The organism is Mycobacterium mantenii, from assembly GCF_010731775.1.
In the GTDB taxonomy this organism is placed as follows: domain Bacteria; phylum Actinomycetota; class Actinomycetes; order Mycobacteriales; family Mycobacteriaceae; genus Mycobacterium; species Mycobacterium mantenii.
Window position 1 is genome coordinate 5,023,330 of sequence record NZ_AP022590.1, and the last position, 21,641, is coordinate 5,044,970.

Sequence of the window (21,641 nt, forward strand, 5' to 3'; positions counted from 1 at the left end):
TCTCATGCACGAGGGGGAACCCATTTCCACATTTCGATGACGGTTCCCTGTCCCAGTGTGGATTCGACGACCAACCGGTCCATCAGGCGGCGGGCGCCCGGCAAACCCAAGCCCAGCCCTCGTCCGGTCGTGTAACCGTCTTCCATCGCCCGTTCGATGTCGGCGATGCCGGGGCCCTGGTCCTCGGCGCGTACCACCAGGGCCTTACGCCCCTCGCGGTCGGCGATGGCGACCCGGACGGCGCCGCGGCCGGCGTAGCTGGTGATATTCCGGGCGATCTCGGAGATCGCCGTGGCGATCATTGTGACGTCGGTGAGGGAGAATCCCAAATCAAGGGCGAGCTCGTGTCCGGCTTTGCGGGCTTCGACGATGTCGTCGGGGTGGTCGATGGCGACGACGATATCAGCCACCGCCGTCGAACCCGATCGTTGACTTCCCCGCTGCGCCTTGGCGATTCAGCAGCGCGAGGCCCTCTTCGAGATCCAGCGCGGTGTTCATGTCGTCGAACGCCAGACCAAGCTGGACCATTGCGAAGGCGACCTCCGGCTGCAAACCGACGATCACGGTGTCCGCGCCGCGCAGCCGGGTCATGTGCGCAATCGTCCGCAGCGACCGGGCGGCGAAGGAATCCATCACATCGATGGCGGTGACGTCGACGATGATGCCCTGCGCGCGGAACTGGCTGACCCGTTCCATCAGGTCGTAGCGCAGGCGTTCGGCGTCGGAGTCGGTGAGGGCGGCCTGTACCGACGCGATGAGGATCGAGCCCTGTTTCAGGATCGGTACTGGCATGGGGTGCTCGTATCGATGGTGCTTATCCGGTCTGCTCGCCGGTGCGGGTCACCTCGTAACCCAGCAGGCGTTCGGCTTCCTCGATGCCGCCCTGCAGGTCACCGACGGCGTTCATCTTCGACAGGTCCAGCCCGATCGTCACCAGCGTCAGCGCGATCTCGGAGGACAGGCCGGTGATGATCACGCTGGCGCCCATCAGGCCGGACGCGTCGACCGTCTGCACCAGGTGGTTGGCCACCGTCGAGTCGATGGTCGGCACACCGGTGATGTCGATGACCACCACTTTGGCGCGGTTCGCGCGGATGGCCCGCAGCAGCTGTTCGGTGACCTGGCGGGCGCGCTGGCTGTCCAGCACGCCGATGATCGGCAGGATCAGCAGTTGCTCACGCACCTGCAGCACCGGCGTCGACAGCTCTCGGATGGCCTCCTGCTGCTGGCGGATGATGCGCTCGCGTTCCTGCACGAAGCTGACACCCACGGTGTTGGCGATGCGGTTGGCCGCCGGTTCGTAGGCGTCCAGCACCCGGTTGAGCATCTCGAACTCGGTCTGATACTTCTCGAACAGCGAGCGGGCGAGCACGTCACGCAGCAGCAAGACGATGCCGAGCACCTCGTCGGTCTCCACGCCTCGCGGAATGATGCGTTCGGACAGGTCACGGGCGTAGGCCTGCAGCGCCTCGACGCTACCGGTCTCGAGCACCTCGACGTAGTTGTCATAGACCGCCGTGGCTTCGGAGAAGAGCTCCTCCGGCGTCATCGCGGTGAGCAGCTCGGCCTCGGTGATGCGGCGGGCCCATTCCTCCCGGAGAACGGTTCGGTTCTGCCGGAGATGCTGAACTAGCTGGGGAAGCAGCCCCTCACTGGAAATGCCGACGGTCTGCGCTGCGGTGCCAGTACTGTTGAACTCCGACGGCGAATCTGACATATGGCCTCCTCGGGCCTCCCGAGTACACGTCGCGCCCTGCGGTCTGTAGTTCCTGTTGCGAGACTAGCCTGGCTAGTCGCGGGGCACGTGTAGAGGGCATATTCTTCCCGCAGTTCGGAACGCAGGCTAGGGTTGAAGCACGCCACGGCCCAGGACAAAGGATTGCCATTGTCAGCTCCTGATTCGATTACCACGTTGGTTGAGGACCACGACGGGGTTTCCGTGGTCAGTGTCAGCGGCGAAATCGATTTGGTCACGGCTCCCGCCCTGGAACAAGCGATCGGCGCGGTCGTCTCCGAGGGTCCGGCGGCGCTGGTCATCGATCTGTCCGCGGTGGAATTTCTCGGCTCGGTCGGCCTGAAGATTCTGGCGGCGACCTACGAGAAGCTGGGCAGGGAGACGGGGTTCGGCGTGGTCGCACGGGGCCCGGCCACCCGCAGGCCGATCCACCTGACCGGCCTGGACAAGACCTTCCCGCTGTACCCGACGCTCGACGATGCGTTGACCGGGGTGCGGGACGGCAAACTCAACTAGCGATTCGCTGCCCCGGCGCGCAGTAGCGCGCCGCACCTTGCTGCACCACACCCATGCCGGTGAGCAGACTGCCGACAGGTGTAGTTGGCCGGCAACACCTTTGGCGCGATCGCGGCGAGTCTGATTGCTCATTGCCATCGAAGCTGGGTCCACACGTACCCCGGGTGCGATGATCAGGGCTATGGACGTCGACCATCCGCAATCGGACCAGCGGTGGGATCGCCAAGAGCGGGGCGAAACCGAAGTTCAACGGCTGGACCGCAATTGGAACAGCCTGCTGCAGGAGCTGCGGGTGGTTCAGACCGGGGTGCAGTTGCTGACCGGTTTTCTGCTGACACTGCCGTTCCAGCAGCGCTTCGACGTGTTGGGGCCGCATATGCGCGTCGTCTATCTGGCCACCGTGGTGTCCGCGGTGTGTGCGACCGTTTTGCTGATCGCCCCGGTCGCGATGCACCGGATACTGTTCCGGCGCCATCGCCTTCAAGTCCTCGTGTCGGCCGCGCACCGGTGCGCCTATGCCGGGCTGGGCTTGCTCGGTCTGGCGCTGATCGGCCTGACCACGATCATTTTCGCCGCGGTGGCCGGACGAAGTGTGGGCCTCATAGCCGGGGCGTGTGCCCTGCCGCTGTTCGCCTTCTTCTGGTGGGTGCTGCCGCTGCTGCTGCGGAGCCACGGCGAATAGCCGCGACCCCGTCGGTCAACGCCCAGAGGCGAGCGCCGCGATGCGGGAGGATTCCAGGTGTTCGAGCAGGTCGCGGGGATCGGCGAAGACGGGTTCGGCGCCCGCCTCCTGCAATTCCGCGCGGGCGATGCCGCCGCTCAGCAGTCCGATGCACGGCAATTCCGCGCCGGCAGCGGCGTGGGCGTCCCACACGGCGTCCCCGACGAACACGGCGTGCTCGGCATCCGCGCCGGCGCGGTCAAGCGCCACCCGCACGATGCCGGGCTCGGGTTTGGCGGTGTCGACGTCGCGCGATGACGTCGTCTCGGAGATGACGTCGTCGCAATCGAGCACTCTGCGCAGGATCTCCAGCTCGTCTTCGGGCGCCGAGCTGGCCAGCACGACCTGTAGACCCAGCTCGGCGACGCGGCGCAGCAGCGCTTGGGCGCCGGGCAAAGGTTGCAGCAGCGGCGTGATCTCCCGGTAGTACTGGCTGTGTTTGTCGCTGAGCCGCTCCTGCACGTCGGCCGGGGCGTCATCGGAGAGCGTTCGCACCAGCCTGGTGCCGTCCATGCCGATGCAGCGATGGATTTGCCAGGACGCCACCGCGATGCCCTCGGCGTCGAAGGCGCGCTGCCACGCATGGACGTGCAGGTAGTTGGAATCCACCAGGGTTCCATCGACGTCGAACAACACGGCGGGCGTACCGCCATGCGCCGTCAGGGCCGGCTCCCGGCGTCGGTGGCGGGGCGTACGCCCGCGTGTGCTCGTGAAATCATGTGTGCTTCATACCCACGCCGGGCACGGCTGACACAGTCCGCGGTGTCGTTTGCGCCCCGGGATGACGGGTACCCGTGGGTGGTGTTCCGCAAGATCGGGGCGGTTTCGCCGTGCCCGTCAGTGGAATTTCGCCGCAACGAATAATACTGGTACACAATACGTTTCGACGAAGGATGACGTTGGATTTCCGCAAGAACGCTCCAGTCGACCATGCCCGTACCACTCGCCAGCACGCCGGCGAATCCATCAGGAACGGTGCCAACGCCCCCGGCCTCCTCGGCTCGGCCGCCGCGGTTATCGCCATGACCGTGGGCCTGTTCGCCGTGGCGGCCGGACATCTGGTGGGAGGCGCCATTGCACTGGTCGTGTCCGCCGCACTGGGGGCGCTGAGCGCGGCCTGGCTGCTGCGTGCCCACCGCAGAGTTCGCGATGCCGAACTGCGCTGGCACGCCGTGTATTCCGACCACCCCGCGCCGCCGCCCAGCAGCTGAGTGCCCATAGTTTGCCGGTCGCGCAGCACACCGCCGCCGAGCCCACGACCGTCGGCACCGCACCGGTGCCGTTGACGGGCCGCTGATGCCTGCCGGCCTGGTGTTGCGACCTGGTTCGCCGCAATTTTTTTGGGCTGCTTCGGTGTAGCGCGCCCCCGAACGGGGTACTGCCAGCGCCACGGGTGAGTACAGCAAGGTGCGTCAACCCGTTCCATAGCAGGAAGGAACCCCGATGGCGACCACCACTGACTACGACGCACGCCGTGTATCCGAGACCGACACCCAGGACAAGTCCTCCCTTCCTGAACTGGCCCCGACCCTGCAGGGGTCTGCCACCACCGTGGTCGACGAGGACCCCAACGATGTGCACTTCTTCGAACTACCGGGCGCCGACCTGTCCGGGGAAGAGCTGTCGGTGACGGTGATTCCCCAGCGGGCCGACGAGTTCACCTGCTCGAGCTGCTTTTTGGTGCAGCACCGTAGCCGGATGCGCGGCCCGAGCTCCGGCCTCCCGGTGTGCGCCGACTGCGCCTGACACCGGTGCGCCGCCCCGCGTCCCGCGGCGCGGCCGTGCACCTGCGCTGGATTGTCGGTGGCGTCCACTAGGTTCATCGAACAAGTCGGCGTCGGCACGTTGAGGAGCCATGGAGAAGGTACTCGGGTCGCTCCTCGTGCTGGGGTTGGCGCTCCCTTGGTATTTCACGCAAAAGAGCACCGGCAGCCTGCCGGCGGGATGCGCGGCGGGACTGGGCGGGCTCGCCGCCGCGGTGGCCATTCTGTGGTGGCTTTCGGTGCAACGGGATCGCTACCAGGCCGACTCCCAGCGACGACGCGACCTCAAATGCGCGAAATCCGGGCTGCGGGCCATCGATCGGATGTCCGGCATCGAATTCGAGGAATTCGTTGCGGCACAGCTACGCATCGCGGGCTACACCGTGACACCCACGGCCAGCACCGGCGACTACGGCGTGGATCTGATCGCCAGAAAAGACGGTGCCCGCATGGCCGTTCAATGCAAGCGGCTGGCGAAGGCCGTGGGCGTGGCCGCGGTCCAGCAGGTCGTAGCCGGGGCGCTGCAGCATGGCTGTAACCGCACGGTCGTGGTGACCAACCAGACCTTCACCAAGGCGGCTCGCCAATTGGCGGTCACCCACCACTGCCGTCTGGTGGGGCGCACGCAGTTGCAGAGCTGGGCGCGCATCGCGCCCATTCCCGTGCGGGGTCCGCGGCGCACCCACGGGGTCGCGCCCCATACCGGGCCACGGCGGCTGGAAGCGGAGTGGGAAAGCTAGCGAGATGCCCTGGGCCGCGGCATGTTCGGCCCGAGCCCCGTGACGTCACCGCCGTGTTGCGCCCTCGATCACCCGGCGCGCGACGTCGCGCAGCGGGGTGTTCATGCTCTGCGACAGTTTGATCAGGGTGTTGAAGGCCGTCTGGTCGTCGAGGTCGTAGCGCTCGATGAGGATGCCTTTGGCCTGTCCGATCGTGTCGCGGGTGCTCAGGGCTTCCCGGAACTGTTGGTTGCGCACGACGTTGCTCCACGCCAGGGCGCCGAGCGTCGCGAAGATGGCGGCGATCCGGCGCGAGTCCTCGGAGAAGGCCCGCGGGTGGTCCACGCGGCATGCACGCAGGGCCCTTCGAGGTGGCGCTGCTGGAATTCGTCGAGCAACCCGGCGCAGTCGTGCGTGACCGACGGAGTGCCGACCTCGTTCTGTCGGCTGGTAACGGTGATCCCCGCTTCCTGAGCACCCGGTACCCAGCGCGCGGTCGCCCTGGCAGGTCTTCGAGCACTTAGCCGCCCTGGCGCAGCGGATGCACGCTAATGGTGAGTCGGCGAGCACGATTGCCAACGCCCTCGGTGTGAGCCGGGCGACGGTATACCGCGTCTTGGCTGAACAGAGGGCTGAGGGCGATTGAGAGGATGCTGCGCCGCTCTCGCGTCGGACACGCGACTCGCGCAACTCAACTAGGGTGTTCGAGTTCGGTTTGGGCCTGGTCGATTTGGTCGTATGCGTACGTGACCATCGCGTTGGTGGTCATCGTCTCACCCTTGCGGGCAAGCGATTCGTAGGTCGCCTTGCCGAGCACATCGCGCGGATCGCGTCCTCTGCATCACCACGGACGCGGGACGGCGCCACTGCCGGAGTATCCGCTTCATTGACGCGCGGCCGGTAAGCCTTGCAGCGGGGCGGTGAGGCCGTCGCGGAGCCCCTGGCGGATCATCCGATCTGGGCTGTTGGCCGGTGCGGTCGGTGGGCAGTCGTAGTGCAAAACGCTGAACGGGCCGGGGTTGGGGCGGACCGGGTTGGTGCTGAATGAGTTCGCATCGGCGATGGCCGGTGCTGCTCCCACAACCCACGGGCCGAGAACGATAGCTCCGCTGATCAGCGTTTTGGTGATCAGATTCGTGATGGACATTGTGACTCTCCTTTTATTTCCTGGTGAAATTTCTGAGTGCGGTGAGCACTGCCCACCTGGGCGATGGCGACCCACACTGTGATTCATGCTTTTGATGGTTTGCCGTCCCGCGCACGGCCTGGCGCAGCCAGCGTGTGTCAGAGGTGTTGTCGTGCAACACCCACCCCGAGTAGAGCGGGCCGAGGTTGCCACCGAACGTGTAGCAGAGCCGTCGCGCCGGCCTGGCTTTATCGCGTTGGACTTAATGACATCCAGCTGTCTTACAACGTGTCTCGAATGTCAACCAATGATCGAGAACTAGTTCGGGTGGCAACCGTCTCAGGCTTTAGCGTTTTCCGACTTGACCATCCACGCCTGCTTCTCCAAATCAGCAATGATCGAGTGGAGTAGATCGGCGGTCGACGGGTCGGCGGCGTCGACGTCATCGTGAACCGCCCGCACAGTGTCCACTGTGGCGTAGATCAGCGTAGTGATCGCATCGACGATTTCGATGGTGCTGAGCAGACCCGGTGCGATAGTGGGGACGGACGTGGTCGCTGCCACCGTGTCGGAGCGTCCATCGGGAATTGCGTCAAGGGCCCGCATGCGCTCGGCGATTGTGTCTGCGGCTTCGCGCGCGATGTCGACGATATCGTCGAGCTGTAGGTGCAGGTCTCGGAAGTTGGTCCCCACCAGGTTCCAGTGCGCTTGCTTGCCCTGCAGGTGCAGTTCGATCAAGTCAACGAGTACTTTCTGCAGGCTCTGCGCCAAGCGGTCCGACGCTCGGAAAGTCTGCACCTCGTCGGCGTCACGACGGTGGGTCGGCAGCAAGGTTGTCATGGTGTTCCTCTCGGTGATGTGACCCGGTGCGTGTCTCGTGCGCCTCAGGATTAGTTGCTTGCGTGAGCAAGTTTATAGTTGCTTGCGCGCTCAAGCAATGTGAAAGGGAACACAAACCGTATAGTTGCTCGCGCGAACATGCACTGCGTATCTTTGGCTCATGGCGGCTAGCAAGGCGGGGAAGAAGCCGCCGTCCACGATGGCGGACGGGGGCACCCCGATTAACGTGGGCGAGTTCAAGGTGATTCGCGCGCTTCACCCTGCGTTCGTGGCCATGATGAGGCGGATCGATACCGACCTGCAACGCGAGCATCACATGTCGCACGCGGAATATATCGCGCTGATGTTCTTATCCGAGGCGCCCAACCGCACCTTAGGGCTAAGCGAATTGGCGCACCGCTGCCAGCAATCGTTAAGCGCGATCAGTCGCACCGTTGGTCGGATGGAGGCTCAAGGTTTGGTCCGGCGCGAAAAGTCAGACCACGACGCGCGGGCCTACAACGCTACCCTCACTGATGCCGGGCTCACCCGGCTGCAGCAAGCCACTCCCGGCCACGTCGACAGCCTGCGCCGCCATCTATTCGATCATCTCGACGGCGTTGACCTCGACGTGCTTGCTGATGCATTCGAACGCATCGCCGTCGCTGCCAGTGGCGACGCTCATGTGGTGCCCGGTCGCCCGTCCTCAGACACGCCGATAGGGAAACTCATCAGCAATTGAAGGAACTCAGCAAGTTGCGCGAATCATCGCCACCACGCGCGTGTACGTGACAGACGCACTCCCACCTAGCATCGGCCATCATGGCGCTCCTGGTGTGGGGCAGCGGCCAGGAGTAGGCCCGGAGCGGCGGATCAGAGGTATTCAGCCAACGCTTGCTGGCATTTTGCTCGATACACCTCTGGCCGTCCCTTGTGGACACGCGCATTGGAGGCGCTGTAGTGCGGAACTTTCACAACTCGCGAATCCGCGGGTAATGACCCGGAAAGCGCCTTGTAGGTCTTGTCACCCAGGCACACGAACAACTGGTCTGGTTCCCCAAGTAGGGACACTTCCTGCATGAAGGCTTCGACATCCCTATGAACCGCCCCGGTGAGTTCGGAGACTTTCTGATTTGAGGACTCAGCCGGCGACTGGTCTTCGTTGTTGAGCGTAGTAGGCCGTCTCCAGTTCGACTGGTGGGATGTCGCCGCAGTATTGGTAGAGGCGGCTGTGGTTGAACCAGTGGACCCACCGGGCGGTGGCCAGTTCGACGTCGTCGATGGTGCGCCAGGGTTTGCCGGGTTTGATCAGCTCGGTCTTGTACAGGCCGTTGATTGTCTCGGCGAGCGCGTTGTCATAAGAGCTGCCGACCGCCCCGACCGAGGGCTGGATGCCAGCCTCGGCAAGCCGCTCGCTGAACCGGATCGGCGTATACTGAGACCCTCTATCCGTATGGTGGACAACATCTTTCAGATCCAGCACACCTCCTTGCTGGCGGGTCCAGATGGATTGCTCGATGGAGTCGAGGACCATCGAGGTGGTCATCGTAGCGGCGACTCGCCAGCCCAGGATCCGGCGGGCATAGGCGTCGGTGACGAACGCGACGTAAGCGAACCCCGACCACGTCGACACGTAGGTGAGGTCTGCCACCCACAGTCGGTTCGGGGTCGGCGGACCGAACCGGCGCTGGACAAGATCAGCTGGCCGGGCCTCGGTTGGGTCGGCGATCGTGGTCTTCTTGGTCTTGCCGCGCACCGCCCCGGCCAGGTCGAGTTCGGCCATCAGCCGTTCCACGGTGCAGCGGGCCACCGGGATCCCCTCGCGGTTCAGGGCCAGCCACACCTTGCGGGCACCGTAGACGCCGTAATTGGCGGTGTGAACCCGCACGATCTCGCGCTTGAGGACCTCGTCACGGCCCTGGCGGCGACTGGGCTCGCGATGGACCTGGTCGTAGAAGGTCGATGGGGCGACCGGCACACCCAGCTTGGTCAACTGTGCGCAGATCGACTCGACACCCCACCGCAGACCGTCAGGACCGTCTCGGTGGCCCTGATGCTCGGCGATGAACCGGGTGATTAGTGCGCTGGCCGGTCGAGTTCGGCCGCGAAGAAAGCCGACGCGGTCTTCAAAATCGCGTTGGCCCTTCGCAATTCGGCGACTTCCCGCCTGAGCTTCTTCAGCTCAGCGGACTCCTCGCTTGTCGTACCAGGTCGTGAGCCGGCATTAATCTGGGCCTGGCGCACCCACTTGCGCACCGTCTCGGCCGTGCCAACCCCGAGCAGCCGGGCGACCTCACAGATCGCCGCCCACTCCGAATCGTGCTGATCACTGATCTCGACGACCATCCGCACAGCCCGCTCCCGCAGCTCTGGGGGGTAACGTCTCGACGTCCTCTCTGACATGACTCCAACCTTCCCAAGAAGTGGAGTCTGAACCATCCCGCGTTTGATGCGCACCTCCTTCCTTGGGAAGGTGCATGTCATGCCGAGCAAGTACGACCCGCAGACGCGGGCCAAGGCGGTCCGTCTGGTGTTGGAGCACCGTGCTGACTACCCAAGTGAGTGGGCGGCGATCACGGCGGTGTCCAAGCGGTTGGGGATGACGGCCGAGACGCTGCGTAGTTGGATCCGTCAGCAGCAGGTCGACGACGGTGATCGTGACGGTGTCTCCTCGGCGGCGGCCGCTGAGATCCGCGCCCTCAAGCGGCGCAACGCCGAGCTCGAGCAGACGATCGAAATCCTCAAGGCGGCAACGTCTTTCTTCGTGCGGGAGAGCGACCCGCGCAACCGCCGCTGACCAGTTCGGTCTGCGAGTTCATCGCCAAACACAGGCACCGCTTCGGGGTCGCTCCGATCTGCCGCGTGCTCACCGAGCACGGTGTGCCGATCGCCCCACGCACCTTCTACGCCTGGGTCAAGCGGGCACCGTCGAAGCGAGCCCTGTGGGACGCCACCATCAGCGAGGTCTTGGCCGGCTACTACGAACCCGATGAGCACGGCCGGCGCAAGCCCGAGTCGCTGTACGGGTCGGTGAAGATGTGGGCACATCTGCAGCGCAAAGGCATCCCGGTGGCGAAGTCCACGGTGGAACGCCTGATGCGCCGAAACGGGTGGCAGGGCGTACGCCGCCAGAAGGCCGTGCGCACCACGATCGCCGACCCGGCGGCGGTGAGGCCACCGGATCTGGTGGATCGCCAGTTCGGGGTGGGCGCACCCAACCAGCTGCTCGTTGCGGACTTCACCTACGTCAAGCTCGTCACGGGGGTGTTCGTCTACGTCGCATTCGTCATCGACGCCTACGCCGGGGCGATCGTGGGATGGGAGGCCTGCGCCTCCAAGCAGACCCAGTTCGTCGAATCGGCGATCCGTCAGGCCGTCGCATTGCGGTCGCGTCAGGGTCACCCGATCGAGGACGCCATCCACCACAGCGACGCAGGATCGCAGTACACCAGCGTGAGATTCGGTGAAACACTTGCCCTTTCGGGCATCCGACCCTCGGTCGGCAGTGTCGGCGATGCCTATGACAATGCTCTGGCCGAGACCACGATCGGACTCTACAAGACTGAGTGCATCCGGCCTGATTCCCCGTTCCGTCGCGGGCCGCTCACCACGGTCGGTGACGTCGAGTACATCACCGCCGACTACGTCGCCTGGTACAACCAGCAGCGCCTCATGCACCGCCTCGGCCGAGTCCCACCCGCCGAAGCCGAAGCCCAGTACTATTCCCAACACGTGACCGACCAACCGGCCGGCTCACAGAACCCCGAGGGTGCATGAAACCCGGGATGCTTCAGTCTCCGGACATTCCGGGGCGGTTCACAGCCGCCAGCTTGGCGGTGTCGGCGGGTGGGAACGTTCTTGCGCTCGCGAGGATGCTCGGTCACGAAGACCCGAGCCTTACACTGCGGACATACGCTGACCTGTTTGACTCCGACCTGGATGCACTGGCTGATGTGCTGGACCAGCACCGCACGGCGGCGCTGGAACCCTCAACTGCCAACAACGACAGTGAAACTGATGGGAAAAACGTACCGAGTACGCTGCCGCAAACTGCCTAATGTCTTCCGTGAGCCTGTTACCAGGCTCTACGAGTCGGGGTGGCGGGATTCGAACCCACGGCCTCTTCGTCCCGAACGAAGCGCGCTACCAAGCTGCGCCACACCCCGCTTGAAGCTTCGACAGCCTATCGCACCGGGGCATGGGGTGGCCAAACCGCGGTGCGCCGGGTCACTTCCAGGAGCAGGATCGCTCGAACTCCACCAGCGCCTCGGCCGGGCCGGCCGGATCGAGCCCCTGCGCGGCGACCCACTCGTCGCTGAAGTAGGTGTCCCGGTAGCGGTCGCCGCTGTCGGCGAGCAGCGTGACCACCGAGCCGCTGCGGCCCTCGGCGACCATCTCGGCGAGCAGGCCGAAAGCGCCCCACAGGTTGGTGCCCGTCGACGGCCCCACCCGCCGTCCCAGCACCGCGCTGACATGCCGGGCGGCCGCGATCGACGCCGCGTCCGGCACCGCCACCATCCGGTCGACCACGCCGGGCAGGAACGACGGCTCCACCCGCGGCCGGCCGATGCCCTCGATGCGCGACGAGGTGGGCATCACGATGTCGTCGCGGTCCTCGGCGTAGGCGGGGAAGAACGCGGAGTTCTCCGGGTCGACGACGCATAACCGGGTGGCGTGCCGCCGATAGCGGATGTAGCGCCCGATCGTGGCGCTGGTTCCGCCGGTGCCCGCCCCGACCACGATCCATTCCGGGACGGGGTGTTCCTCGTCGCCCATCTGCTCGAAGATCGACTCGGCGATGTTGTTGTTGCCCCGCCAGTCGGTCGCTCGTTCGGCGTTGGTGAACTGGTCCAGGTAGTGCCCCCCGGTTTCGCGGGCGACCCGCTCGGCCTCGGCGTAGACCTCGCTGGAGCTTTGCACGAAATGGCAACGGCCGCCGTGGGCTTCGATCAGCGCCACCTTCGACGTGCTCGTCGCCGCCGGCATCACGGCGACGAACGGCAGGCCCAGCAGGGCCGCGAAATAGGCCTCCGACACCGCCGTCGAACCCGACGACGCCTCGACCACCGTCGTGCCCTCGTCGATCCAGCCGTTGCACAGCGCGTAGAGGAACAACGACCGGGCCAACCGGTGTTTGAGACTGCCGGTGATGTGCGTGGTCTCGTCCTTGAGGTACAGCGCGACCTGAGCGTCGGGGCCGCCCGCGCACCACGCCGCGGGCAGCGGATAGCGAAGCAGATGCGTGTCGGCGCTACGGCGGGCGTCGGCCTGAATCAGCCGGATCGCGTTGTCTGTCCAGCACCGTGAGCGGCTGCGCACCGCAATCCGGGTCTGGCCGGTCAACGCACCGAAGCTGTTGGCTGCGAACGGCTCAGGTCACTGGCCGCGTCACGGTCGCCCATCGGGGTCGCGATCAAGGTCAACAGGGTCGCCTCCGGCCGGCAGCAGAATCGCACCGGCGCGAACGGCGAGGTTCCCATCCCGGCGGAGACATGCAACCGCATGTGCGCGCCCCAGCGGGACGGCCCCTTGGCGCGAGAGCGGTCCAGCCCGCAGTTGGTGACCAGTGCGCCGTAGAACGGCAGGCACACCTGACCGCCGTGGGTGTGACCGGCCATCACCAGCTGATAGCCGTCGGCGGCGAAGCGGTCCAGCACCCGGGGCTCGGGCGAATGTGTCAGTCCCAGCCGCAGATTCGCCGCCGGGCTCGCCGGGCCCGCGATGGTTTCGTAGCGGTCCCGGTCGATGTGCGGGTCGTCCACGCCCGCGGCGGCGACGTGCAGGCCCGCCACCTCGAACTCGCGCCGGGTGTGGGTGAGGTCGAGCCAGCCGCGCTCGGTGAACGCCGCCCGCAGGTCCTGCCAGGGCAGCGGCTCGCCGCGGACCCGGTGCGACGGGTTGGTCACGTAGTTCAGCGGGTTCTTCAGGCGCGGCGCGAAGTAGTCGTTGCTACCGAACACGAACACACCCGGCCGCGACAGCAGATCGCCCAGGGCCTGGATGACCGACGGCACGGCCTTCGGGTGGGCCAGGTTGTCGCCGGTGTTGACCACCAGGTCCGGTTCCCAGCCGGCCAACTCGCGCAGCCACGCCTGTTTGCGGCGTTGGCCGGGCGTCATGTGGAGATCGCTGATATGCAGCACGCGCAGCGGTGTCGAGCCCGGGGTCAACACGGGCATGGTGATCTCGCGCAGGACGAACGCGTTCCGCTCGATGACCGCGGCGTAACCGAGGCCGGCGACGCTCGTACCGAGCGCGGCGGCGCCGGCACGTATCAGGACGGGCAAAACATCAGCCATGCTGGCAGCCTACTGCCGGCCGCGGACCGGCAGCGTATCTCTTGGATTACGGCGTCTACGGAGGTGGCTGACCGGGCGCGGGCGGCGGGGGCGCCAGCAGCGGAATCGTGATCGGCGGCAGCCCTGGAATCTCGACGACCTGCGAGCCGACTGGCGGCGGTGCCCCTTCCGGTGGCGGCGGCGGCGCGGGCGGGATGCCGTTACTGACCTGGATGGTGATGATCGACCCCGGAATCGTTGCGCCGCTGGGGGTTGTCCCGACCACCTCGCCCTGCTTTGCGCTGCTGTTGACGAAGCTGTTCTGGTCGGCGACCTGGAAGCCCGCCTCCTTGATGCGCTGCCGTGCCGCGTCGATGTCCAGGCCGGCCACGCTGGGCACCCTGGACCCGGGTGCCCCGTCGACATAGCGAGGGTCGGTGGGCGGCAACTGCACCGGCCCGAAATTGGTGGCGATCGGCTTCATCGCGGTAAACCACGTGCGCGCGGGTTCATTACCGCCGTACAGGTCGCCCTCGCCGCAGTGGCGCAGCGGAGAAGAGCACAGATCGGTGGGGTTGGGGGAGTCGTCGTAGATGTAGTTGGCCGCCGCGTAATGGTTGGTGAAGCCCACGAAGCCCGACGAGCGGTGCGCCTCGGTGGTGCCCGTCTTGCCGGACACCGGCAGGTCCCAGCCCGCCGCGCTGGCCGAACCCGCCGCCGTGCCGCCGCCCAACGCGTCCTTGCTCATCGCGTTGGCCAGCGTGTTCGCCAGACCGTCGGGCACCACCTGGTCGCAGGTCTCGGTGGTCACGGCGACCTCGTTGCCCTTGCGGTCGACCAGCTTGTCGATCGGGTTGGGTGGGCACCAGGTGCCCCCCGAGGCGAGGGTGGCCGCGACGTTGGACAGCTCCAGCGCGTTCACCTCGATCGGGCCCAACGTGAACGAGCCGATGTTCTGCCGTTTGACGAAGTCGGCCAGGCTCTCGTTGCTGTCGGGGTTGTAGTCGCGGGCCGTGCCGGGGTCGGCGTAGGACCGCAGCCCGAGCTTGATCGCCATGTCGACCGTGCGTGTCACGCCGACCTGTTGGATCAGCTTGGCGAACGCGGTGTTTGGCGAGGTGGCCAACGCGTCGGTGACGTTCATCGACCCGCGGTAATTACCGGCGTTGACCACGCACCAGTTGTCCTTCGGGCAGCCCTTGGCCCCGCCGCTACCCATGCCCTTCGCCTGGAAGCGGCCGGGCACCTCGAGGATGGCGTTGGTGCCCATCCCCATGTCCAGGGCCGCGGCCGTGGTGAAGATCTTGAAGACGGACCCCGCACCGTCGCCGACCAGCGAGAACGGCTGTGGGCGCATGGTTTGACCGGCGTCGACGTCGAGCCCGTAGGTGCGGTTGCTGGCCATCGCCATCACCTTGTGCGACGTCTTGCCGGGCTGGATCACGCTCATCACGCTCGAGATCCCCGGGAGCGTCGGGCTGGCGAATTTGTCGATGGCCGTCTTGACCGGGATCTGCACGTCGGGGTCCAGCGTCGTCTTGATCAGGTAGCCGCCCCGGGCCACCTGTTCCTTGCTGATCCCGGCCCGGGAGAGGTACTCCTGGACGTAGTCGCAGAAGAAGGCGCGATCGCCCGCCGCGATGCAGCCGCGGGGGAGCTCGTTGGGCTGCGGCAGGATTCCCAGGGGCGTGGCCTTGGCCGCGCGCAGCGCATCGGCCTCCTGCGGGATGTTCTCGATCATGGTGTCCAGCACCAAGTTTCGCCGCGCCAGCGCACCGTCGGGATTGATGTACGGGTTGAGCGCACTGGTCGACTGCACCATGCCCGCCAGCAGCGCCGCCTGCTGCCAGTTCAGGTCGGACGCGTTGATGCCGAAGTAGGTTTGGGCGGCGTCCTGCACGCCGAACGACCCGTTGCCGAACGAGACCAGGTTCAGATACCGGGTCAGGATTTCGGGCTTGGTGAAGGTTTTGTCCAGCGTCAGCGCCATGCGGATCTCGCGCAGCTTGCGGGCCGGGGTGGTCTCCACCGCCGCGCGCTTCTCGGCGTCGGTTTTCGCGGTCACCAGCAGTTGGTAGTTCTTGATGTACTGCTGCTCGATGGTCGAGCCACCGCGGGTGTCCACGTCACCGCGCGCGTAGCCGGCCAGCCCGGTCAGGGTGCCTTTCCAGTCGACCCCGTTGTGTTCGGCGAACCGCTTGTCCTCGATGGACACGATCGCCAGCTTCATCGTGTTGGCGATCTTGTCGCTGGGCACCTCGAAGCGGCGCTGCGAATACAGCCAGGCGATGGTGTTGCCCTTGGCGTCGACCATCGTCGACACGGCCGGCACCTCGCCCTCGAGCAGCTGGGCCGAGCCGTTGGTGACCACTTCCGAGGCCCGATTGGACACCAGGCCTATTCCGCCGGCGAAGGGAAACAGCAGGGCTGTGGCGACCACACTGGCCAACAAACAGAGCCCCGCAAGCTTGAGGATCGTGAGCGCGGCCGGGGGGCGGTCTGACATGGCTACTACAGTAGCGGCCCTCAGTCACGTCGCCACGCTGCGCGTTCGCTCAAAAATTGCGTCGTTTCGCGATCGGGGGCGGCCCGCCCGAATTTGCAGTCGCGTCACAGGTCAGAAGTGCAGCGGAGTGTGCAAGATCACTTTTCGGCTATCGTCCGGTACGAGACGGCACGCCCGTCCCAAAAAAAGCGTTATCGGACTGTTGCGCAATTGGCACCTGACCACCTAACTTAGACACACGGTGAGATTCAGGTAACACCGATGTACATAGTGTGGCGTAGATCGCTAGGTGAGGATCTGCACCCCAGGAGGGCGGCCGTGACGGGCGGCCGGTAGGGAAGGGAACAGTTCGTGTCACCAATACGGCCGGCGGCGCGCAGGACAAACATTGCAGCCGCACAAGGGATACTTCGCAGTGTCGATGCCGAAGAACGGATCGCTTGGGTCTCCAGGGCGCTATGCCGGACCACCGATCCCGACGAACTGTTTGTCCGCGGAGCGGCCCAGCGTAAGGCGGCAGTGATCTGCCGGCATTGCCCGGTGATGCAGGAATGCGGAGCAGACGCGCTGGACAACAAGGTCGAGTTCGGGGTGTGGGGCGGCATGACCGAGCGGCAGCGCCGCGCCCTGCTCAAGCAGCACCCCGAGGTGGTGTCCTGGGCGGACTTCTTCGACAAGAAGCGTGGCCGCAGCGTCAGCTGATCCAGCGGTTCGACCGGGCCCCTGGCACAAGGGCCCGTCGCCTCGTCACCGAGGTGGCCAGACGGGCCAGTTCCTCAGCGGGCCGTTGCCCGGCCCGCCTCGTCACCGAGGTGGCCAGACGGGCCGGTTCCTCAGCGGGCCGTTGCCCGGCCCGCCTCGTCACCGACCGAAGTGATTTGATCGGCGAGCGCCCGCAGCGCCTCCAAGTCCGAGACATCGAACGGCAGCGACGGAACGCCGATGACCGGCACATGCGGATGGGCTCCGGTGAACCGGGAAAGCAATCTGATCTCCCGCTTGGCGGTCTGCGCACGGTCGGCGTGAATCTTCAACACCGCCGAGGCCAGCGACGCCGCTTCGGAGTCGGCATCATGATCCAGCATTTCGCTGCCGTCGATCGCGCGCTCGGCCGGCAGGGAGCACAGCGGCGGATGGGTGCGGTTCAGAACCAGCCCCGCGAGCGGCATCCCCTCCTGCGACAGCCGGTCGACGAAAAAGGCCGCCTCGCGCAGCGCGTCGGGCTCGGCCGCCGACACCACAACGAACTGCGTCCCACGCCTTTTCAGCAGCGCATAGGTGCGATCGGCTTTTTCGCGAAACCCGCCGAAGGTGGCGTCCAGCGACTGCACGAACGCTGCGGCATCGCCGAGCATCTGTGAACCCAGGATCGTGGACATCGCCTTCATCGCCAAACCCATTGCGCCGGTGACCAACCGGCCGATGCCCCGGCCCGGCGCCAGCAATAGCCGCCACAATCGGCTGTCCATGAAGCTGCCCAGCCGCTTCGGCGCGTCCAAAAAGTCCAGTGCGTTGCGCGACGGCGGGGTGTCGACGACCACCAGGTCCCAGCGATCCTCGGCCAGCAGCTGGCCCAGCTTCTCCATCGCCATGTACTCCTGCGTACCGGCGAGTGAACTGGCGACGGTCTGATAGAACTGGTTGTCCAGAATCGCTTGTGCGCGACCGGGTCCCGAGTACTGGACCACCATCTCGTCGAAGGTGCGGCGCATGTCGAGCATCATCGCGTGCAGCTCGCCGGGAACCTCCGCGGCCAGCGGGACCCGTTGCGGCGTGTTACCGAGGTCGCTGACGCCCAGTGCCTGGGCCAGCCGCTTGGCCGGGTCGATGGTCAACACGCAGACATTGCGCCCGTATTCGGCGGCGCGCAGCGCGATCGCGGCCGCGGTAGTGGTCTTGCCCACCCCGCCCGCGCCGCAGCACACCACCACACGATTGGTTGTGTCGGCCAGGATCGCGGCCATATCAAGCGGTGTGGGCGTGGTGCTCATCGAACCCCCTGCTGGGCAAGTGATTCCGACAGCTCATAGAGGCTGCCGAGGTCGACCCCGTCGGAAATCGCTGGTAGTTCCAGTCGCGACACCTTCAGCGCATCGAGCTGTTGGGCGATATCGGCGCGCGTGGCGACGACCGTCGCATGCTCGATGGTCTCCGTCAGCAGGCCCGCGAAGTCCTTGTCGTTCAGGGTGATTCCGGACTTTTCCAGTCCGGCTCGCACCGAATCCGCGTCGACGTCTCCCTCCGCGGCCTTCGCCAGATCGGCCGGCTGCAGGTACGAGGGAATGTTGCGGTTGACGATCACACTGCCGATCGGCAGCTGCATCTCGGCAAGCTCCTCGATCGCTTCCAGCGTTTCCTGGACCGGCAACGCCTCGAGCAGGGTGACCAAGTGAATGGCCGTCTGCTCGGAATGCAGCAGCTTCACCACGCCGTCGGCCTGCGAATGCACCGGGCCGCCCTTGGCCAGATCGGACACGGCTTTGGTGACATCGAGAAAACGCGCGATCCGCCCGGTGGGCGGGGCGTCCACCACGATCGCGTCATAGACCGGAAGCCGATTCTTGTCGACGCGGATCACCGTCTCCTTGATCTTGCCGGTCAGCAGCACGTCACGAAGACCCGGCGCGATCGTCGTCGCGAACTCGATCGCGCCGATCCGGCGCATCGCCCGGCCCGCGATGCCCAGGTTGTAGAACATGTCGAGGTATTCCAGGAAGGCGGCCTCGATGTCGATCGCCAGGGCATTGACCTGACCGCCGCGTTCGGCGGTCGCGATCTTCACCTCCTGATACGGCAGGGGGGGCACATCGAAGAGTTGCGCAATCCCTTGGCGGCCCTCGACTTCCACGAGCAAGACCTTGCGGCCCCCGGCGGCCAGGGTCAGGGCCAGCGCGGCCGCGATGGTCGACTTCCCCGTTCCGCCTTTGCCGGTCACAATATGTAAACGGGCCTTCGTCAAGCGCGCCGGCCAGCCGACGGCAGCTCCGCCGCTCGATGTGGTTGCCACCTTCGCATGCTAGCCCGACCGGGACTCGGGCTGGCCGGAGCGGTTCACCTGCGAGCGATAAGCTCGCGGCATGAGCCAACCGACCGCATGGGAGTACGTCACGGTCCCGCTGCTGACGCATGCCACCAAACAGATCCTCGACCAATGGGGCGCCGACGGCTGGGAGCTGGTGTCCGTGCTGCAGGGTCCGACCGGCGAGCAGCACGTCGCGTATCTGAAGCGCCCCAAGTAAGGGGTCGGGTCCGATGAGTGCTTCGGCCCGGCTCGGGCAGCTCGGCCTCGCGCTTCCGGAGGTGGTTGCGCCGCTGGCCGCCTATGTGCCGGCGGTGCGCACCGGCAATCTGGTCTACACCGCGGGCCAGCTCCCGATGGAGGCCGGAAAGCTGTTGGCTACCGGCAAGGTCGGGGCCGACGTCAGCCCGGACCAGGGCAAGGCGATGGCGCGGACCTGCGCGCTCAACGCGTTGGCTGCCGTCAACTCGCTGGTCGGTATCGACGCGGTGACGCGGGTGGTGAAGGTCGTCGGGTTCGTCGCGTCGGCGCCCGGTTTCAACGGTCAGCCAGGAGTCATCAACGGGGCCTCCGAGCTGTTCGCCGAGGTGTTCGGCGAGCAGGGCGCGCACGCGCGTTCGGCGGTCGGGGTTTCCGAGCTGCCACTGGATGCGCCGGTGGAAGTGGAGCTGATCGTCGAGGTCGGCTGACGCCCGTGACCCAGGCCGCCGAGCCGCTGACCCATCCCGCATACGCCAAGTTGCGGGCGGTCACCGAGACCGCGTCGGTCCTGTTGGCCGATAACCCCGGATTGCTGACGCTGGAGGGCACCAACACCTGGGTGTTGCGCGGCCCGCGCAGCGACGAGCTGGTCATCGTGGACCCCGGACCCGACGACGACGAGCACATCGCGCGGATCGCCGCGCTGGGCCGTATTGCCCTGGTCCTGATCAGCCACCGGCACAGCGATCACACCGACGGCATCGACAAGCTGGTCGAGCTGACCGGCGCGACCGTCCGCTCGGCGGGCAGTGGTTTTCTGCGCGGCCTCGGCGGTGAGCTGACCGACGGCGAGGTGATCCATGCCGCGGGCCTCGAGATCAAGGTCATGGCCACCCCAGGGCACACCGCCGACTCGCTGTCCTTCCTGCTCGACGATGCCGTGTTGACCGCCGATACTGTGCTGGGCCGCGGCACGGCCGTCCTCGACAAGGAGGACGGCAGCCTGACCGACTACCTGGAATCGTTGCGGCGGCTGCGCGGCCTGGGCCGGCGGACGGTGTTGCCCGGGCACGGCCCGGACCTGCCCGATCTGGAAAGCGTCGCGCAGGGCTATCTCGCGCACCGGCGGGAGCGCCTGGGCCAGGTGCGTTCGGCGTTACGCGAGCTGGGGGAGGACGCCGGCGCGCGCCGCATCGTTGAACACGTCTATGTCGATGTCGACGAGAAGCTCTGGGATGCCGCCGAGTGGTCGGTGCAGGTGCAGCTGAATCACCTGCGCTCATCGCCGGCGTAACTCTGGTCGCGCGGGCCGCTCCTGCCCCAAGAGTCCCGGCTCGGGAGACGCATGGTCCTTCTGAAATGCGCTAACGCCGGCGCTAGCACGTCGTGAAGTCGCCTATTGGTTCCCTGACGGTGCCCATGTGACAGGTGTGGCACGGGGCTAACCAGTTGACCGCCCGTGCTTCGCGCGCGCTTGAGCGGATTGCTCGACTCCTCTTCGGTCCGCTACGCGGCCCGCATCGTCGTCAAGCTACCTCGCTCGGCGGGCCAGCCGCTCGGAGTCCGAGATCAGCACGCTCTTGCCCTCCAGGCGGATCCAGCCGCGGTGGGCGAAGTCGGCCAACGCCTTGTTCACCGTCTCCCGGGACGCCCCGACCAGCTGCGCGATTTCTTCCTGCGTCAGGTCGTGGGTGACCCGCATCGCGCCGCCCTCCTGGGTGCCGAACCGCTGCGCAAGCTGCAGCAGCTGCTTGGCCACCCGGCCGGGCACGTCGGTGAAGATGAGGTCGGCCAAGTTGTTGTTGGTGCGGCGCAGGCGTCGGGCCAGCACCCGCAACAGCTGCTCGGCGATCTCGGGACGATCGGCGATCCAGGCCCGTAGCGCGTCGCGGTCCATCGACACCGCGCGCACCTCGGTGATGGTGGTGGCGCTCGACGTCCGCGGGCCCGGGTCGAAGATCGACAATTCGCCGAACATGTCCGACGGGCCCATGATCGTCAGCAGGTTCTCGCGTCCATCGGGCGAACGGCGACCGATCTTCACCTTCCCCGAGACGATGATGTACAGCCGATCGCCGGGTTCACCCTCGGCGAAGACCGTGTGTCCACGGGGGAAGTCGACGGGTTGCAGCTGCTTGGTCAGCGCTGTGACTGCGCCGGGTTCAACCCCTTGGAAGATTCCTGCCCTTGCCAGGATCTCGTCCACGTTGCCTCTTCAACTTTCCCAGAAAAATTAGT

General features: G+C 66.2%; 24 protein-coding genes, 1 tRNA gene and 2 pseudogenes. 12 read left to right on the forward strand and 15 right to left on the reverse strand.

Going from position 1 to position 21,641, the window contains the following annotated elements; genetic code table 11:
* Positions 1 to 2 precede the first annotated feature (2 nt).
* The 3 genes from G6N50_RS22970 to G6N50_RS22980 are packed head-to-tail and all read right to left on the reverse strand — an operon-like array spanning position 3 to position 1,717.
* Entirely contained in the window at positions 3 to 410 is a 408-nt protein-coding gene (locus G6N50_RS22970; protein WP_083095525.1) for an ATP-binding protein, read from the reverse strand.
* Positions 403 to 792, reverse strand: coding sequence for an STAS domain-containing protein (locus G6N50_RS22975; RefSeq protein WP_083095524.1), 390 nt, complete (start codon positions 790 to 792; stop codon positions 403 to 405). The genes G6N50_RS22970 and G6N50_RS22975 overlap by 8 nt, the downstream gene beginning before the upstream one ends.
* 22 nt (positions 793 to 814) lie before the next feature.
* Positions 815 to 1,717, reverse strand: coding sequence for an STAS domain-containing protein (locus G6N50_RS22980; RefSeq protein ID WP_083095523.1), 903 nt, complete (start codon positions 1,715 to 1,717; stop codon positions 815 to 817).
* Between the two features lie 168 nt (positions 1,718 to 1,885).
* Between G6N50_RS22980 and G6N50_RS22985 the strand changes: the two genes are divergently transcribed.
* Together G6N50_RS22985 and G6N50_RS22990 are read left to right on the forward strand one after the other, a co-directional pair.
* A complete protein-coding gene (locus G6N50_RS22985; RefSeq protein ID WP_232068821.1) occupies positions 1,886 to 2,251 on the forward strand; it encodes an STAS domain-containing protein in 366 nt (121 codons plus the stop codon).
* A gap of 181 nt (positions 2,252 to 2,432) precedes the next feature.
* Entirely contained in the window at positions 2,433 to 2,933 is a 501-nt protein-coding gene (locus G6N50_RS22990) for a DUF6328 family protein (RefSeq protein ID WP_083095623.1), read from the forward strand.
* A 15-nt stretch (positions 2,934 to 2,948) separates the two neighbouring features.
* Here the strand turns inward: G6N50_RS22990 and G6N50_RS22995 are convergent, their stop codons facing one another.
* Complete coding sequence (locus G6N50_RS22995; RefSeq protein ID WP_083095521.1) at positions 2,949 to 3,635, reverse strand: HAD family hydrolase; 687 nt, start codon at positions 3,633 to 3,635, stop codon at positions 2,949 to 2,951.
* A gap of 230 nt (positions 3,636 to 3,865) precedes the next feature.
* Between G6N50_RS22995 and G6N50_RS23000 the strand changes: the two genes are divergently transcribed.
* From G6N50_RS23000 to G6N50_RS23010, 3 genes are all read left to right on the forward strand, one after another.
* On the forward strand, positions 3,866 to 4,183 hold the full coding sequence (locus G6N50_RS23000; protein ID WP_083095520.1) for a hypothetical protein: 318 nt from the start codon (positions 3,866 to 3,868) through the stop codon (positions 4,181 to 4,183).
* Positions 4,184 to 4,415: 232 nt separating this feature from the next.
* Positions 4,416 to 4,718, forward strand: coding sequence for a DUF4193 domain-containing protein (locus G6N50_RS23005; protein WP_083095519.1), 303 nt, complete (start codon positions 4,416 to 4,418; stop codon positions 4,716 to 4,718).
* Positions 4,719 to 4,827: 109 nt separating this feature from the next.
* On the forward strand, positions 4,828 to 5,475 hold the full coding sequence (locus G6N50_RS23010) for a restriction endonuclease (protein ID WP_083095518.1): 648 nt from the start codon (positions 4,828 to 4,830) through the stop codon (positions 5,473 to 5,475).
* 45 nt (positions 5,476 to 5,520) lie between these two features.
* On the opposite strand, the pseudogene G6N50_RS23015 reads toward G6N50_RS23010, so the two are convergent.
* A pseudogene (locus G6N50_RS23015) lies at positions 5,521 to 5,954 on the reverse strand (ANTAR domain-containing protein); the annotation flags it as partial.
* Positions 5,955 to 5,980: 26 nt separating this feature from the next.
* Here G6N50_RS23015 and G6N50_RS23020 point away from each other — a divergent pair.
* Positions 5,981 to 6,100 (forward strand): annotated as a pseudogene (locus tag G6N50_RS23020) (helix-turn-helix domain-containing protein); the annotation flags it as partial.
* 237 nt (positions 6,101 to 6,337) lie between these two features.
* Here G6N50_RS23020 and G6N50_RS23025 read toward each other — a convergent pair.
* Entirely contained in the window at positions 6,338 to 6,601 is a 264-nt protein-coding gene (locus G6N50_RS23025; protein ID WP_083095517.1) for a hypothetical protein, read from the reverse strand.
* A 318-nt stretch (positions 6,602 to 6,919) separates the two neighbouring features.
* Positions 6,920 to 7,420: a Dps family protein gene (locus G6N50_RS23030; RefSeq protein WP_142275583.1), complete on the reverse strand. Its 501-nt coding sequence runs from the start codon at positions 7,418 to 7,420 to the stop codon at positions 6,920 to 6,922.
* 160 nt (positions 7,421 to 7,580) lie between these two features.
* On the opposite strand from G6N50_RS23030, the gene G6N50_RS23035 reads away from it, so the two are divergent.
* The gene (locus tag G6N50_RS23035; protein ID WP_232068822.1) at positions 7,581 to 8,141 is read left to right on the forward strand and encodes a MarR family winged helix-turn-helix transcriptional regulator; all 561 of its coding nucleotides are present in this window, start codon (positions 7,581 to 7,583) and stop codon (positions 8,139 to 8,141) included.
* A 399-nt stretch (positions 8,142 to 8,540) separates the two neighbouring features.
* Here the strand turns inward: G6N50_RS23035 and G6N50_RS23040 are convergent.
* A protein-coding gene (locus G6N50_RS23040; protein WP_142275582.1) for an IS3 family transposase occupies positions 8,541 to 9,802 on the reverse strand; the annotation gives its coding sequence in 2 pieces (ribosomal slippage) (positions 8,541 to 9,514 and positions 9,514 to 9,802; 1,263 coding nt in all).
* 79 nt (positions 9,803 to 9,881) lie between these two features.
* Between G6N50_RS23040 and G6N50_RS23045 the strand changes: the two genes are divergently transcribed.
* Positions 9,882 to 11,176 (forward strand): IS3 family transposase gene (locus tag G6N50_RS23045; protein ID WP_163650845.1). Its coding sequence is split into 2 segments (ribosomal slippage): positions 9,882 to 10,155 and positions 10,155 to 11,176, totalling 1,296 coding nucleotides; the frame shifts between segments, so codons are not numbered across the junction.
* 315 nt (positions 11,177 to 11,491) lie between these two features.
* Here the strand turns inward: G6N50_RS23045 and G6N50_RS23050 are convergent.
* The 4 genes from G6N50_RS23050 to ponA2 form a co-directional block, all read right to left on the reverse strand.
* Positions 11,492 to 11,565: transfer RNA gene (locus tag G6N50_RS23050), tRNA-Pro, on the reverse strand.
* A gap of 61 nt (positions 11,566 to 11,626) precedes the next feature.
* Entirely contained in the window at positions 11,627 to 12,742 is a 1,116-nt protein-coding gene (gene cds1, locus G6N50_RS23055; RefSeq protein ID WP_083100099.1) for an L-cysteine desulfhydrase Cds1, read from the reverse strand.
* The gene (locus tag G6N50_RS23060; RefSeq protein WP_083100101.1) at positions 12,739 to 13,698 is read right to left on the reverse strand and encodes a metallophosphoesterase; all 960 of its coding nucleotides are present in this window, start codon (positions 13,696 to 13,698) and stop codon (positions 12,739 to 12,741) included. Before G6N50_RS23060 ends, cds1 begins: the two co-directional genes overlap by 4 nt.
* Before the next feature lie 55 nt (positions 13,699 to 13,753).
* The gene (gene ponA2 / locus G6N50_RS23065) at positions 13,754 to 16,183 is read right to left on the reverse strand and encodes a transglycosylase/D,D-transpeptidase PonA2 (RefSeq protein ID WP_083100103.1); all 2,430 of its coding nucleotides are present in this window, start codon (positions 16,181 to 16,183) and stop codon (positions 13,754 to 13,756) included.
* A gap of 351 nt (positions 16,184 to 16,534) precedes the next feature.
* Here ponA2 and G6N50_RS23070 point away from each other — a divergent pair, with 351 nt between their 5' ends.
* The gene (locus tag G6N50_RS23070) at positions 16,535 to 16,885 is read left to right on the forward strand and encodes a WhiB family transcriptional regulator (protein WP_083100105.1); all 351 of its coding nucleotides are present in this window, start codon (positions 16,535 to 16,537) and stop codon (positions 16,883 to 16,885) included.
* Between the two features lie 131 nt (positions 16,886 to 17,016).
* Here the strand turns inward: G6N50_RS23070 and G6N50_RS23075 are convergent, their stop codons facing one another.
* Positions 17,017 to 18,174, reverse strand: a complete 1,158-nt coding sequence (locus tag G6N50_RS23075; RefSeq protein WP_083100109.1) for an ArsA family ATPase — start codon at positions 18,172 to 18,174, stop codon at positions 17,017 to 17,019.
* Entirely contained in the window at positions 18,171 to 19,190 is a 1,020-nt protein-coding gene (locus G6N50_RS23080; protein WP_083100111.1) for an ArsA-related P-loop ATPase, read from the reverse strand. Before G6N50_RS23080 ends, G6N50_RS23075 begins: the two co-directional genes overlap by 4 nt.
* Before the next feature lie 70 nt (positions 19,191 to 19,260).
* On the opposite strand from G6N50_RS23080, the gene G6N50_RS23085 reads away from it, so the two are divergent.
* From G6N50_RS23085 to G6N50_RS23095, 3 genes are read left to right on the forward strand one after another with little or no spacing between them, the layout of a single operon-like run.
* Positions 19,261 to 19,422: a DUF4177 domain-containing protein gene (locus G6N50_RS23085; protein ID WP_007772224.1), complete on the forward strand. Its 162-nt coding sequence runs from the start codon at positions 19,261 to 19,263 to the stop codon at positions 19,420 to 19,422.
* 13 nt (positions 19,423 to 19,435) lie between these two features.
* Entirely contained in the window at positions 19,436 to 19,891 is a 456-nt protein-coding gene (locus tag G6N50_RS23090; protein ID WP_083100113.1) for a RidA family protein, read from the forward strand.
* A 5-nt stretch (positions 19,892 to 19,896) separates the two neighbouring features.
* Positions 19,897 to 20,697 carry an MBL fold metallo-hydrolase gene (locus G6N50_RS23095; RefSeq protein WP_083100115.1) on the forward strand — a complete coding sequence of 267 codons (801 nt, stop codon included), beginning with the start codon at positions 19,897 to 19,899 and terminating at the stop codon, positions 20,695 to 20,697.
* Between the two features lie 237 nt (positions 20,698 to 20,934).
* Here the strand turns inward: G6N50_RS23095 and crp are convergent, their stop codons facing one another.
* Positions 20,935 to 21,609, reverse strand: coding sequence for a cAMP-activated global transcriptional regulator CRP (gene crp, locus G6N50_RS23100; RefSeq protein WP_036465140.1), 675 nt, complete (start codon positions 21,607 to 21,609; stop codon positions 20,935 to 20,937).
* Positions 21,610 to 21,641: the final 32 nt, after the last annotated feature.